Origin of the sequence: Saccharothrix obliqua, assembly GCF_019375475.1 — a bacterium.
Classification (GTDB): domain Bacteria; phylum Actinomycetota; class Actinomycetes; order Mycobacteriales; family Pseudonocardiaceae; genus Actinosynnema; species Actinosynnema obliqua.
This window is the reverse complement of sequence record NZ_JAHXGQ010000001.1, coordinates 854,664-868,502: the sequence shown is the minus strand read 5'-3', so window position 1 is coordinate 868,502 and position 13,839 is coordinate 854,664. Positions and strand designations below refer to the sequence as shown.

The window sequence follows — 13,839 nt, the reverse complement described above, 5'->3', positions numbered from 1 at the left end:
TCGGGGCTCGGGGCTCGGGAGCGAATCTTTCAGGAAGCCTGCCTGAAAGTTTGAGGGCCGAGACCGGGCGGGGGCGCGGCGCGGGGCAAGGCAGAGCGCGAAGCCGGGTACGGGTGCCGGCGCGAGGCTGGGTGCGGGGCGGGTGTGGTGCGGGGCGGGTGTGGTGCGCCGGGTGCGCGGTGCGGGGCGGGGTGATGCGGGCGCGGGCACGGGCCGGGCGTGGCGGGGCAGGGTGCGGGGTACGGCGGTACGTGGTCCGGATCGGCAAAGAAAGGGGGGCCGCCCCTGGAGTAGGGGCGGCCCCGGAGAGAAAGCGGGATCAGGCCACGTTCTGCACGATCACGGCACTGCGACCGACGACCGCGCCCGTGCTGGTCTGCACGGTCAACTCACCACGCAGCACGCGACCCGCACCGGCCTGGCCGGTGGCCGTCACGACGCCCGGCACGGTCCACGTCGCACCGGCCGTGTGCTCGGCGTCGGTGTCCGTCACGGCCACCGTCCCCAGACCCGGGGCGGCGAACACGTCGATGTAGTCGTACTCCGTCGAACCCGACGGCACGGCGTACCCGTCGACCACGACGCGCCACAGGCCGGCCGCGGGGTTGGCGATGGTCACCGACTCCTCGGAGTCGCCGTCCGCCGACTGGCCCGCCTGCACGCACGTGCCCGTCACGCAGCTGTAGACCGTCAGGTCCAGGTCCGCCGACACGTCACTGGTGCGACCAATGGTGGCACGCAACGACTTCGACCCCGCGGGCACGGTGACGTCGTACGTCTGCGACACGCCCTCCGTCACCGAAGGCCGCTCGATCCGGGCGCTGGCCAGGTCGCCGCCGACCACCTTGCCGTTGAACGCCGCCAACGTGTTGGACACCGCGTACGACCGGCTCACGCCGACACCGACCTGGGCCGACTCGATGACGTCCGGGTTGGGGCTGACCGACGTGCCCAGCACCGACGCCGACACGGTGTACGGGGCGGTGTCGGCGTCGGACGTGCGCCGCGCCTCCACCACGATCTCCCACACGCCCGGCAACGGGTTCTCGACGGTCCGGCTGGTCGGCGAACCGCTGGCGCACCCGCCACCCGCGTTGGGGTTGTAGCAGTTGGTGGACGTGTTGGTGTCCACGGGCACGCCGTACGGGTCATAGCGCAGGAACCGGACCTGGCCCTTGCCCTTCTCCTCGCCACCGCCCTGGAGGTCGACCTTCAGGGCGCTGGTCCCGACCGGCACCTTCACGAAGTAGCTGTGCGACTGGTTGCGCGGCAGCTTGCCGGTCTTGGTGACGGCGTGCTTGCCCGCCGCGGTGAACTCGTCACCGGCGAACACCGTGTTGAGCGTGAACACGTCGACGCCCCGGGTGGCCGGGTTGTCCAGCTTCAGCACGGCCGAGTGCACGCCCGCCTTGCTCGGCCGGATCTTCACGTCGAACGTGACCGGCTTGTTCAACGGCAGGCTGACCAACGGCTTGGACGAGAACGTGCCGTCGTTCCCCTTCCACGTCACCAGGAACTGCTGGTTGCGGTCCGGACCCGTGGTGCGGGTCAGGGTGTAGGTGCGCGTGTACTCCTTGCCGATGGTGACGCCCTCGCGGTCGTGGATGCCCACGCCGGTGTTCGGGGTCGGCAGCAACGGCGACAGGGCCGTGTTCACCGCGACGGACGTCGTCACGTCCTGCGTGTTCGGGTGCCCGTTGAGCTGGTGCCACGCCCGCTGCACGTCGAACAGACCCGCACCCTGCTCGTACGCCTGGAGCGACGACACCCACTTGGCACCGGACTGGATGGCGTTGCGCAGGTCGGCCACCTTCGGCCGCTCACCGTTGTGCTCCGCCTTGTAGGCACCGACGAGCAGCGCGGCGGCGCCGGTCGCCTGCGGCGCGGCCATGGACGTGCCGTTGAACATGGCGTAACCGGCCGGGAGTTCGTAGGTGCCGCCCACCGGACCGGGCACCTGCCACTGCGGCACGGTGGAGATCGCCGAGCCGGGCGCGACGATGTTCGGCTTGAAACCGCCGTCCTCACGCGGGCCGCGCGACGAGAAGCCGTGCAGGCTCTCGCGCTGGGCGGTCACCGAACCGTAGTTGGACAGCCAGGTTTCCTTGGTGATGTAGGAACCGACGCTCACCGCGTCGGTCGCCACCGACGGGTCGCCGACGCTGTTCGCGCCCGCACCGCTGTTGCCGGCCGAGATGAAGATCTGCATGTTGTACTCGGCGATGGTGCGGTTGTACAGCTCGGCACGCGCGTTGTTGCCGTCGTTGAGCGCGGGCAGGCCGCCGATGGAGATGTTGACGACGTCCGCGCCGTTGCGCGCCGCGTACAGCACACCGTCGATCAGACCGGACGAGGTGCACGACGGCGTGGACAGGCAGACCTTGACGGCCATCAGCTTCGCGCCGGGCGCCGCGCCGGTCATCTTGCCGCCGAACAACTTGTTGGCGGCCGTGATGCCCGCGACGTGCGAACCGTGCGCGGCGGCGGCGATGCCGATGTTGACGAACGGCGTGCCGCCGTTGTCGTAGACGGAGCGGTCGGTCTGGACCACGAACGGCACGGTGTCGAGCACCGCGGTGCCCGGCTTGTCGACGCCGAAGTGGCCGACGTCCTTCTTGACCTTGTAGTCGATCATCGGGCGCTCGTCGGTGAAGTCGCCGTCACCGTCGACGTCCACCCGGACTTCCTTGGTGGTGATGTCCTGGAGCACGCCGAACGCGTCGGCGCTGTCGCCGTCGCGGTTGATGTCGCCGCCGGTCTCGCTGTTGCCCAGGCCGAGGTCGCCCGCGTTCTCGCGGAACAGGCCGAAGCTGTACGGGCCACCGGTCTTGGGCGCCTGGTAGGTGACGCCGCCGACGGTGAACTTCCCGGTGTAGCGGCCGGATTGCGCGACCCACGTGCCGTCGCCGGAGTTGGTGGCGTTGGCGTTGTACCAGTCGACGACCTTGCGCTCACCGGTGGTCGTGGTGGCCAGCGCGGGGTGGTCCAGGTCGATGCCGCTGTCCAGGATGGCGATCGTCGTGCCCCGACCGTCCCACTTGCGGTTCTGGTCGGTGAACTGCGCCGCCTTGGTGTCCTGCGTCGGCATGTACGGGTTGCTCTTGGGCGTGTTCGCGCCCGGCGCGCGTTGCGGCAGCGGGGAAGTCGCGCCCTCGGGGCGCGGGTTGTCCAGCGCCACCAGGCCGTCCACGTCGACCGCGCGCACGGCCGACAGCTTGGCCGCCTGCTCGGCCTTGTCCCGCGGCACGGAGACCTTGACGTACTCCACGTCCCGCTCGGCCTGCTCGACGACGCCGCCGAGCGCCTCCAGCTCACCGACCGCGGCGTCCAACCTGCCCTGCTCGGCGGCGACCAGCAGGGTGACGTCGTCCCGGCCGGCCCGCTCCGCCTCGGCGAGGTGGGCGCGGTCCTGCTTGTCCAAACCCTTGTCGGCGGCCGGCGGCGTGGTGGGCGCCTCTTGCGCGACGGCCGGAGCGGCGGCGAAGCCGAACCCAGTCGTGCCCAGCACGGCGGCCAACAAGGCCGCACTGGTGCGGTGTCTCCACCGACTTCCTGAGTTGTTCACGGCGCAAACCCTTCGTGGGGAGAGAATGGCGCAAGCACATCTCCCCGGGGTCGGCCCGGACTATAGGACGAACAGCGCAATAGGACGGCACCAATTGACCTGAACGGCCGATTGCCCGGGCACGCGCGCGGTGCCACGCCGGTGCGGACCGGGCGCGGCAGTTCCAGTCAAGAGCCGACCGGCCGGAATGTCAAACCCCGGGAAATGCCCGTCCGCGCGACACCGGGGGCGAATCGCACGCCGGCGCGGGGAAGCGCACACTGGTGCGCCGTGAACGCCGCCGCGGTCGACCCGATAGCCGACGAGTTGTACGCCCTGCCACCGGCGGGGTTCGTCGCGGCACGCGACGCCGCGGCGAAGGCGGCGCTGGAGCGCGGCGACAAAGCCGTCGCCAAGGCCGTCGGCAAGCTCCGCAAGCCCACCGCGTCCGCGTGGGCGGTGAACCTGCTCGCCCGGCGGAGTGCCGCCGAGCTGGCGGATGCGGTGGCTCTGGGTGATCAGCTCCGGGCCGCCCAGGAGGAGCTGCGGGGCACTGCGCTGCGTGAACTCGGCGCACGTCGGCGGGTCGTGCTCGGCGCGCTGGTGCGGCGCGCGGAGGAGTTGGCCCGGGAGGCGGGCACGCCCCTCGGTTCGGACGCCGTGCAGCAGGTGCGCGCCACGCTGACCGCCGCGCTGGCCGATCCCGAGGTCGCGGCACGGGTCCGCGCGGGACGGCTGGTGAAGCCGGTCGAGCAGTCCGGGTTCGGGCCGCCGGCCGAGGGCGCCGCGGGAAAGTCCGCCCCGAAGGACAAACTTGGCAAGGTCCGGCCGAAAAAGACCGCCCGGGAGGGCGGGGCGACCCGGGACGACCTGGCGGCCCGGCGCGAGCGGCGACGGGTGCGCGAGCGGGAGCGGGCGCGGGCGGACCTCGCGGCGGCACGCGAGGAGGTCGCGGTGGCGGACGCGGCGGTCGGCTCGGCGGAGGCGGCGCTGGCCGAGCGGGAGGACCGGGCGGCGGAGTTGCGGGCCGAGTTGCGCGAGGTGCAGCGGGCCGCGCACGACGCGTCGGTCCGAGCGGCGAAGGCACGCCGCAAGGCGACCGCGGCGCGTGACCGATTGGAGTCCGCCGAACGGCGGATGAATGACCTTGATGGCGACTCTGCGTAGTGACGCTGGACACCTCGGGAACACGTGTGGTATGCGGGTCGTTGTCCGAGTGGTCGGCTCGTGGTTGCCGCACCGGACGTCGAGGACCACCGGCGCTCATTCCCCCCGGGGCGCGGGGCGGGCCTTCTCCCCGAGGCGTCCCGGTCGCGCCCGCGTGCCCGGCCGCCGTCGGCCGGACGGACCTCCCCCTCACCGTACGGCCGGCGGCCTCACCCGCGACCCCCGCCGCGGCTGCCCGAACAGCCGCGGCGGGCCTTTCGCGCACCCGTCCCGGAAATCACCCCGGACCGCTTTCCGAAAAGCGCCGGAGGGCATTCCGCGGGTGACCGGAAAGGGTCGCGACACGAGCCGCCGGGACCTCGTCCGGGCCGGGCGATCCCTCTAGACTCGCCCGATGGCACATGACGCGGACGTCATCGTCGTCGGGGCGGGCCTCGCCGGTCTCGTCGCCACGGCCGAACTCGCCGACGCGGGGCGCAAGGTGGTCCTGCTCGACCAGGAGCCGGAGGCGTCGCTGGGCGGTCAGGCGTTCTGGTCGTTCGGCGGCCTGTTCCTGGTGGACACGCCCGAGCAGCGCCGGCTCAAGGTCCGCGACTCGGCTGAACTCGCCCTCCAGGACTGGCTGGGCTCCGCCGCGTTCGACCGGGACACCGACGAGTGGCCGCGTCGCTGGGCCGAGGCGTACGTGCACTTCGCGGCCGGCGAGAAGCGGAGCTGGCTGCACGCCATGGGCGTCCGCTGGTTCCCCTTCGTCCAGTGGGCCGAGCGCGGCGGCTACCTGGCCGACGGGCACGGCAACTCCGTGCCGCGCTTCCACGTCACGTGGGGCACCGGGCCCGGCATCGTGGAGCCGTTCGAGCGGCGCGTCCGCGAAGCCGTCGCGCGTGGCCGCGTCGAGCTGCGGTTCCGGCACCGCGTCACCGGGCTGACCAGCACGGCGGGCGCGGTCGACGGCGTGCGCGGCGAGGTGCTGCGACCCAGCGCGGTCGGGCGGGGCGAGCCCAGCTCGCGCGAGGTCGTCGACGAGTTCGAGCTGCACGCCCAGGCCGTCGTGGTGACCTCCGGCGGCATCGGCGGCAACCACGAGCTGGTGCGCCGCAACTGGCCCGCCCGCATGGGCACCCCGCCGGAGCACATGCTCTCCGGCGTGCCCGACCACGTGGACGGCCGGATGCTGGAGGTGGTCCGCGCGGCGGGCGGCGACCTCGTCAACGAGGACCGCATGTGGCACTACCCGGAGGGCATCGCCAACTTCGCGCCGGTCTGGACGGGGCACGGCATCCGCATCCTGCCCGGCCCGTCGTCGCTGTGGCTGGACGCCACCGGGCAGCGCCTGCCGATCCCGCTGTTCCCCGGTTTCGACGCGATCGGCGCGCTGGAGCACATCGTGCGCGGCGGCCACGGCCACTCGTGGTTCGTGCTCAACCGGCGGATCATCGGCAAGGAGTTCGCCCTGTCCGGTTCCGAGCAGAACCCGGACCTGACGAACAAGGACGTCAAGCAGTTGCTGCGGCGCGCGCTGCCCGGCGCGGTGGCGCCGGTGGAGGAGTTCGCCCGGCGGTCGCCGGAGTTCATCGCGGCCCGGGACGTCGGCGAGCTGGCCGCCGGCATGAACCGGCTGGCCGGGTCGGACCTGATCGACGCCGCCGCGCTCAAGCGGGTGATCGTCGAGCGGGACCGGGAGGTGCTTTCCGGGCTGGGCAAGGACTCCCAGGTCACGGCCATCCGCCAGGCGCGGCGGTTCCTCACCGACAAGCTGATCCGGGTGGTCGAGCCGCACGCGTTGCTGGACCCGAAGGCGGGTCCGCTGATCGCCGTGCGGTTGTCGGTGCTGACCCGCAAGACGCTCGGCGGCGTGCACACCGACCTGTCGGCACGCGTGCTGCGCCCGGACGGCGCGGTGCTGCCGGGCCTGTACGCGGCGGGCGAGGCGGCGGGTTTCGGCGGTGGTGGCGTGCACGGGTACCGAGCGCTGGAAGGCACGTTCCTCGGCGGGTGCCTGTTCTCCGGCCGCGTCGCGGGTCGCGCGGCGGCGGAGGCCGTCGGCTGAGCGCTCAGACCGGCCGCGGCTCGGCGAGCCGGTCGCGGTCCAGCTTCCGGGCCACGTCGTCGGCGTCGGCCAACCCGAGGTCCCGGTACAGGTTCAACGCGGCGAGCCAGTGCGGCACCGCCGCGTCCGCGCCCTCCGACTGCTCCAGCACGTCGCCGATCGCCCGGTGGCACAGGGCTTCCTGGTACCGGTCGCCCAGCCGCTCCGCCAGCGCGAGGCCCGCGCGGTAGGACTCCAGCGCCTCGTCCAGCCGGCCGAGCTGCTGCGACGCCGCGCCCACCGTGTGCAGGGTCGCCGTGTGCGCTTTGGAGGGCGCGGCGGACGTGAACAGGCCCAGCGCCTCCACCGCGTGCCGCAACGCCTCCTCCGGCCGGTGCTTGCGCAGCAGCACGTTCGCCAGGTTGTTCTGCACGCTCGCCTGCGACCGCCGGTCGCCGACCTCCCGCGCCACCTCCAACGCCTCCAGGATCGTCTCCTGCGCGTGGTCCAGCCGGTCGTCGGCCATCAGGCAGTAACCCAGGTTCGCCAACGCGGCCAGCTCCAGGTTCCGGTCGCCGCCGGTCAGCTCGGCGGCCCGCGTGCACGCGCGCACGGCCTCCTCGATGCGACCGAGGTCGGCCAGCGTAGAACCCAGGCGCAGCAGGAACGTCGCCTCGACCGGGCCGTCGCCCAGCTCACGCGCCGCCAGCAGGCCGATCCGGCACAGCGCCAGCCGGTCCACGCGGTTGCCGCGCCGGAAGTGGAACGCGTCCAGGCACAACGCGAGCTGCCACGTCCGCTCCCGCTGCCCGCTGCCCAGCGCGATCTCCAGCGCCAGCCCCAGGTTCGCCTCCTCCCGCGTGAACCAGTCCAGCGCCGCGGCGTGCGACGCCAGCTCCGGGCAGCTCGCCGGTCGGTGCGCGGGCGGTGCGAACGGCCGGACGTGGTCGGACAGGTGCGCCCGCGCCGAGTCCGCCACGTGCAAGTAGTAGTCCAGCAGGCGGTTGGTGGACACCGCGGTGTCCTCTTCGGACTCGCCGGCCGCGAGGTGGTGGGTGAACAACCGCACCAGGTCGTGCCGCGAGTACCGGTCGGGTGTCGACTCGTGCAGCAGGTTCGCGTACGCCAGGGTCCGCAGGTGGGTCCGCGCGGTGACCACGTTGATGTCCAGCAACGCCGCCGCCGCGTAGCTGTCCAGGTCGGTGCCCGGGTGCAGGCCGAGCCGGCGCAGCAGCCGCGCCGCGCCCTCGGGCAGCTCCCGGTAGCTCACCGCCAGCGCCGCGTGCACGCCCCGGCCCGCCTCCGGCAGTTCCAACGCGGACAACCGGTGCTGCTCGTCGCGCAGCTCGTCCACCAGCGACTGGATCGTCCACCGCGGCCGGGACGCGAGCCGCGCGCCGGCGATCCGCAGGGCGAGCGGCAGCCGGTCGCACAGCTCGACCAGCTCCGCCGCGGCGGCCGGTTCCTGCTCGATGCGGTGCCGCCCGAGCACCGCGGCGAGCAGGTCCTCCGCGCTCTGCGCGGGCAACGTCTGCACGTGCAGGGCGGACGCGCCCTCGGTGACCACGAGGTCGTCCAGCCGGTGCCGGCTGGTGACCAGGACCAGGCAGCCCGGCGAACCGGGCAGCAGCGGCCGGACCTGCGCGGCCGAGCGCGCGTTGTCCAGCAGCACCAGCACCCGCCGCCCGGCCAGCAGGGACCGGTACTGGGCGGCCTGGCCTTCCAGGTCCACGGCGATCTGCGAGTCGGTCAGCCCGAGCGCGCGCAGGAAACCGACCAGCGCGGTGCGCGGGTCCAGCGGTTCGGTCTCGTCGAAACCACGCAGGTTCACGAAGAGCTGCCCGTCCGGGAAACCACCGGCCGCGCGGTGCGCCCAGCGCAACGCCAGCGCCGTCTTGCCCACCCCGGCCGGGCCGACCAGCAGGCCGATCGCGGAATCGCCGCGCAGGCTCTCCGCCAGGCCCTCCAGTTCCGGTTCGCGGCCGACGAAACCCCGGTGCTCACGCGGTAGTTGGGCGGGCGCCGGACCCCGGTCGGGCGCTTTCGGCGCGGCGCCGCCCGCGAGCACGGTCTGGTAGGCGTCACGCAGTTCCGGCCCGGGGTCGACGCCCAGTTCGCCGGCGAGGTGCTCGCGCGTCCGGTGGAACAGCTCCAACGCCTCCGCCTGCCGCCCCGCCCAGTGCAGCGCCAGCACCAGCCGCGCCACCAGCGGTTCACGCAGCGGGTGGGCGGCGACCGCGTCACGCAGCCCGGCGACCGCCTCGGCGGCCCGGTTCAGCCGGAACAGCCGGGTGGCCAGCTCCTCCACGGCCACCAGCCGCAGCTCCTCCAGCCGCGCGGACACCGCCTCCCGGACCTCGAAGCCGGGCACGTCCGCCAGCACCGGGCCGCGCCACAACGCCAGCGCGCCGGTCAGCAGGCCCACGGCGGCCTCGTCGGTGGCGTCGCGGGCGGCGGCCACGTGGTCCTCGAACCGGAACACGTCGACGGCGTCCCGGTCACCGGTCAGCACGTAGCCGGGCGCGCGGGTGATCAACGCCACGCCGCCGGAGAGCACCTTGCGGAGTTGGGCGATATGTCCCTGGAGGGCGGCTTTCGCCTGTGGCGGCGGTGATCCGTCCCACACCAGCGAGAGCAGGCGGTCGCCGGACACGACCCGGTTCAGGTCCAGCGCCAGCGCCGCCAGGACGGCCCGGCGCTTCGCCGCGCCCAGCTTGACGGCCTCACCAGCCGCGGAAACGAGTTCAACGGTGCCGAGCAGGTTGACCCGCATCCTGAAACCTTTCGGCGTTGTCTCCCGGTGGTCGAGGAGTTTCCCATAGTGCCCACCCGGCCCGGAGCCACCGACCGGGCCGGGCGTTGGCGGGGCGTTGGGCGGGCGTTGGAGGTGAGGGTGACCCTGGGTTGCGTCCAGCAGGCTGCCTCCGCGAGGGAATCGGATGTACATCGCCGAAGCAGGGAATGAAGAGGTCGAGGAACGCCGGGTCGACCCGACGTCGGTCGGCCGCCAGGTCCTCGCGTTGCAGGAGACCGTGAACTCCGGCCGGGTCACGCTCGACCCCGCGACCGGCGAGGAGCTGCGCAAGATGCTCCTGGAGCAGATCGACCAGGTCGACTCCTGGCTGGAGCGCGCGGGCAGGCTGGCCCGCCCCGCACCGCTGGGGCAGCACCCGGTCGCCGAGAAGATGGCGGCCAAGTTCGAGGGTCGCGCCGAGGGCCAGGAGCTGTCGTTCGTCTCCGTGATGGCCGCGTACCGCGACGTCCTCCAGCAGACGCACGACTCGGTGCGCAGCGCCATCCGGAACTTCCAAGCAGTCGACGAGGAGCACGGCTCCGAGCTGACCCGCCTGAGCGGCAACTGAGAGGCGAGCCATGGCCGACCTGGATCCCGACCTCGTCCTCACGGACACCCAGAACTGGGCGTCCCGCTCGCACCGCGAGCTGTGGGACGCGGTCCACAACAACAACGACCCCGGCCAGACCGGCGAGATCGGCGCCGAGTGGGGCCAGTTCGGCACGGAGCTGACCGAGTCGGCCCGCGTGATCAACGAGCGCGTGGCCGCGACCGAGTCGGGGTGGACCGGCGAGTCCGCCGACAGCGCGCGGGCCGCGATCAAGCTGCTCGCCGACTGGGTCACCCGGACCGCCGCGACCGCCGTCGAGGTGGGCAAGCGGGTCGAGGACCAGAGCCACATCATGGAGAACGCGCGGGCGAGCATGCCCGAGCCGGTCGAGTTCACCTGGGACGAGGCGACCGGCACGTTCACCAGGTCCGGTCTCGACGGGTTCGCCGGGACCGTGGTCGACGTGCAGGCGGCCAACGACCAGGCGCGTGCGGCGCATGAGCAGGCCGTGGCCGTGATGACGACGATGGAGCGCGAGTCGCGGTCGGTGGACGAGCGGACCCCGTTGTTCACCGCGCCGTTCAACCCCGTGACGGGACGCGACGAGCAGCCGCCGCAGATGCTGATGGCCACGTCGGGCGCGCCGACGTTGACCGACGCGCAGCACGTGTCCGCGCCGCCCGGGGTGCCGGCCGGCACCACCGTGACGTCCGGTGTGCAGGTGGCGGGTACCGCGCCGACGCCGGCGTACACGCCGCCGAGCGCTCCGTCCGGTGGTGGTGGCGGCGGTGACTCACACGTGGCCCCGTACCGCCCCGAGGGCACGACGGCCGCCGCGGCGGCGGCCAAGGTGCCGGTGGCGAACAAGTACCAGCCGCCCTCGTACCAGCCGCCCACGCCTGGTCACCAGCCGCCCGGGTACGTGCCCGGCTACCAACCGCCGGGTGGCAAGCAGAACCCGCCGCCGTACAAGCCGGCTCCGCCGAACACGGTGATCCCCAAGGCGCCTGGTGGTTTCGGGCCCAACGGCGCCAAGATCCCGCCGTACGTCCCGGCGGGCAGCCCCGGGACCCCGCCGGTGCCGGGCGCGCCCGGTGCTCCCGGCACGCCGCCGCGCTTCGGTGGTGGTGGCGCCGGTGGCTTCGGTGGCGGCGGTGCCGGTGGCTTCGGTGGTGGTGGCGCGGGTGGCTTCGGCGGTGGCGGCGCGGGTGGGTTCGGTCCCACCGGTGGTCAGCTCGCCGCGGGTGGCGCGTCCGGTGTCGCCGGTCCCGGCGGTGGTGGTCCGCGCGGCCCGATGCCCGGTTACGGGCCCGCCATGCCCGGTGCGGGCGCGCCGGGTGCGCCGATGGGCGGCGCGCCCATGGGTGGCGGTCACGGCGGTCAGGGCCAGGAGGACAAGGAGCACCGGTCCGCGGCCTACATCCGCGGTGAGGACATCTTCGAGGTGCCCGGCGAGAACCTGCCCCCGTCGGTGATCGGCGGCGCGAAGAAGAAGAGGAACGACCAGTGATCGAGCCGGAGTTCCTGCTCACCCCGCGTCAGCTCGACGTGGTGTGGCACGACCTCGGCCTGGGTCGCCTGCCGTACCCGCTGGACGTGCCGAGCCTCGGCGCGACCGGCGAGGAGCGGGCGCGGCTGCGGGCCGAGGTGCTGGCCGAGCACGGCGAGCCCGCACCGCGGCTGGTGGGCCTGCTGCGGTTGCTCGCCGACCACCGGGTCGCGGTGGACGCCGTCGCGCACATCGACCGGCCCGTCCGGGCGGTGGCCGCGTCGGACGGCAGCCGGGCGGTGCTGGCGGTCGTGGACAGCGGTCGGGTGGGTGTGCTGGAGATCCGGCCGACCGCGTTGGCGCGGTCCATCGTCGAGGTCCTGCCGGACGGCGCCGCCGGGCCCGGCAGCGCGTTGTCCATCCGGCAGGAGGCGTTGGAGGAGGCCGTCGCGCTGCGCCAGGAGGTCGACGACGAGGACGACGACCCGTGGGGCGGTGGCGAGCTGGACGAGCGCGAGGCGTTGCAGAAGGCCGGGTTGTCCCGTGAGGACGCGACGGTGGTGAGCGAGCTGGCGACCAGCCGGGTGGCGGGTGGGCAGTTCGGCGTCACCACCGGTGGCGGGTTCCGGGCCACGCGGGCGGGCGCGTTGATCACGTGGTTCGACACGCACCAGGGGCGGTACCTGATGGTGCGGGAGAACGGGTGGTTGAGCCTCGCGCCGACGGACAACGACCGCATCGCCACGCGGATCGCGTCGGTGCTGTCGGCGGTCGCCTAGCACCTCGCGGGCGGTGTCCCGCACGTTGGACGACCTTGAGGGGCGCTGACGACGTTGGAATGCTCGGGTTCATGACCCAGCCACTCGTCGTCGGCGCCCTGGTCGGCAATCCCCGGCCCGCGTCCCGAACGCTGAACGCGGCGCTGGCCCTCAGCGAGGCCGTTCGCCGGACCCTGACCGCGCAGGGGCGGGAAGTCACCGCCAACGGTCCGCTGGTGGACGCCGCCGAACTGGCCGCCGAGGTGTTCCGGCCCGGGGCCACGGCGGTGACCGAGGCGTTGGAGACGCTTGCGGGTGTCGACGTGCTGGTGGTCGCGTCGCCCACGTACAAGGCGACCTACACCGGGCTGCTCAAGGCGGTGGTCGACCGGGCGCCCGCGAACTGGCTGCGCGGCACCACCGCCGTGCCGCTGCTGGTCGCGGCGGCGGACCACCACGCGCTCGCCGTGGAGGTCCACCTGAAGCCGCTGCTGGCGGAACTCGGCGCGGCCGTGCCGGGGCGCGGGGTGTTCGTCAACGAATCGCTGATCACCGCGGACCAGGAGCACCTGATCGGGGTGCTGGCCGGGAAGTTGGAGGAGGCGGGTTGGTTCCCCGCGGCCGTGGGGGCGCTGCGATGAGCGACCTGGGTGGTGAGCTGCGGACCGCGTTGCGCGACTTCCCGCAGGGGGTGGGCATCGTGACGGCGGCCGGTCCGGAGGGGCCGGTGGGGGTGACGGTCAGCTCGTTCACGTCGGCGAGCCTGCACCCGCCGTTGATCGTGGTGTGGGTGGGTGAGGGTGCGTCGGCTTGGCCGGTGCTGCGGACTTCGCCGTTGTTCGCCGTGCACCTGTTGCACGCCGGGCAGACGGAGCTGTCGGACCTGTTCGCGAAGACCGGCGCCGACCGCTGGGGTGATGCCACCAAGTGGGAGTCCGACGTGGACGGCGTACCGCACCTGCTGGAAGCCCCGGTCCGCCTCCGCTGCCGGACGGCCCGCCGAATCGCCGTGGGCGACCACGTGGCCCTGGTAGGCGAGCCCCTGGAGATCCAGCACAACACCGGCAACCCCCCACTGGTCCGCTTCCAGGGCCGCTACACCTCGGTCGCCTGACCCCGGGCCGCTCCCTCCGCGCTCCGCCTGCACCCCGCTCCCCCACCCGAAACTTTCAGGAAGGCTCCCTGAAAGTTTCGCCGGCAGCACGGAAACTTTCAGGGAGCCTGCCTGATAATTAACCGCCGGCCGACCGCATGGCCTCCCCACTGGTGGCTGCGGGGTGGGGGGCATGGGGAGCGAAACTTTCAGGCAGGCTCCCTGAAAGTTTCGCCGGGGTAGGGCCAGGGCAGGGCGGTGAAGACGGCCGGGGGCGAAGACGGGCCGGGGGGCGCGGCGTGCGGGTCGGGTTGCGGCTAACTATCAGGAAGGCTTCCTGATAGTTAGTGCGGGCCGAGTGGGCAGGTGGGTTGCCGGCCGGGCGGGTTGCCGGGCTGGGCGGCCCAGCAGGGCT

Annotated in this window: 9 protein-coding genes; 7 read left to right on the top strand and 2 right to left on the bottom strand. The window is 73.1% G+C overall.

The genetic code is table 11. The annotated features are described in order from the left end of the window. Positions 1–319: 319 nt before the first annotated feature. A complete protein-coding gene (locus tag KZQ38_RS04245) occupies positions 320–3,565 on the bottom strand; it encodes a S8 family serine peptidase (protein ID WP_219438534.1) in 3,246 nt (1,081 codons plus the stop codon). A gap of 270 nt (positions 3,566–3,835) precedes the next feature. Here KZQ38_RS04245 and KZQ38_RS04240 point away from each other — a divergent pair, with 270 nt between their 5' ends. Further along, positions 3,836–4,711: a hypothetical protein gene (locus tag KZQ38_RS04240; protein ID WP_219438532.1), complete on the top strand. Its 876-nt coding sequence runs from the start codon at positions 3,836–3,838 to the stop codon at positions 4,709–4,711. Between the two features lie 394 nt (positions 4,712–5,105). Beyond that, complete coding sequence (locus tag KZQ38_RS04235) at positions 5,106–6,761, top strand: FAD-binding dehydrogenase (protein WP_219438530.1); 1,656 nt, start codon at positions 5,106–5,108, stop codon at positions 6,759–6,761. Between the two features lie 4 nt (positions 6,762–6,765). Here KZQ38_RS04235 and KZQ38_RS04230 read toward each other — a convergent pair whose 3' ends face one another. After that, on the bottom strand, positions 6,766–9,513 hold the full coding sequence (locus KZQ38_RS04230) for an AfsR/SARP family transcriptional regulator (protein ID WP_219438528.1): 2,748 nt from the start codon (positions 9,511–9,513) through the stop codon (positions 6,766–6,768). A gap of 166 nt (positions 9,514–9,679) precedes the next feature. Here KZQ38_RS04230 and KZQ38_RS04225 point away from each other — a divergent pair, with 166 nt between their 5' ends. The 5 genes from KZQ38_RS04225 to KZQ38_RS04205 all read left to right on the top strand — a co-directional run bounded on the left by KZQ38_RS04225 (position 9,680) and on the right by KZQ38_RS04205 (position 13,445). Then, positions 9,680–10,102, top strand: coding sequence for a hypothetical protein (locus KZQ38_RS04225; RefSeq protein ID WP_219438526.1), 423 nt, complete (start codon positions 9,680–9,682; stop codon positions 10,100–10,102). 10 nt (positions 10,103–10,112) lie between these two features. Next, positions 10,113–11,594, top strand: coding sequence for a PPE domain-containing protein (locus tag KZQ38_RS04220; protein ID WP_219438524.1), 1,482 nt, complete (start codon positions 10,113–10,115; stop codon positions 11,592–11,594). Continuing rightward, a complete protein-coding gene (locus KZQ38_RS04215) occupies positions 11,591–12,352 on the top strand; it encodes an ESX secretion-associated protein EspG (protein WP_219438522.1) in 762 nt (253 codons plus the stop codon). The genes KZQ38_RS04220 and KZQ38_RS04215 overlap by 4 nt, the downstream gene beginning before the upstream one ends. Positions 12,353–12,423: 71 nt before the next feature. Continuing rightward, entirely contained in the window at positions 12,424–12,972 is a 549-nt protein-coding gene (locus KZQ38_RS04210) for an NADPH-dependent FMN reductase (protein ID WP_219438519.1), read from the top strand. Beyond that, positions 12,969–13,445, top strand: coding sequence for a flavin reductase family protein (locus KZQ38_RS04205; RefSeq protein ID WP_219438517.1), 477 nt, complete (start codon positions 12,969–12,971; stop codon positions 13,443–13,445). The genes KZQ38_RS04210 and KZQ38_RS04205 overlap by 4 nt, the downstream gene beginning before the upstream one ends. Positions 13,446–13,839: the final 394 nt, after the last annotated feature.

Bases quoted from the DNA above. Each gene is read 5' to 3' on its own strand.
- KZQ38_RS04235 (WP_219438530.1), top strand. From the start codon at position 5,106: ATGGCACATGACGCGGACGTCATCGTCGTCGGGGCGGGCCTCGCCGGT.
- KZQ38_RS04230 (WP_219438528.1), bottom strand. From the start codon at position 9,513: ATGCGGGTCAACCTGCTCGGCACCGTTGAACTCGTTTCCGCGGCTGGT.
- KZQ38_RS04225 (WP_219438526.1), top strand. From the start codon at position 9,680: ATGTACATCGCCGAAGCAGGGAATGAAGAGGTCGAGGAACGCCGGGTC.
- KZQ38_RS04220 (WP_219438524.1), top strand. From the start codon at position 10,113: ATGGCCGACCTGGATCCCGACCTCGTCCTCACGGACACCCAGAACTGG.
- KZQ38_RS04210 (WP_219438519.1), top strand. From the start codon at position 12,424: ATGACCCAGCCACTCGTCGTCGGCGCCCTGGTCGGCAATCCCCGGCCC.
- KZQ38_RS04205 (WP_219438517.1), top strand. From the start codon at position 12,969: ATGAGCGACCTGGGTGGTGAGCTGCGGACCGCGTTGCGCGACTTCCCG.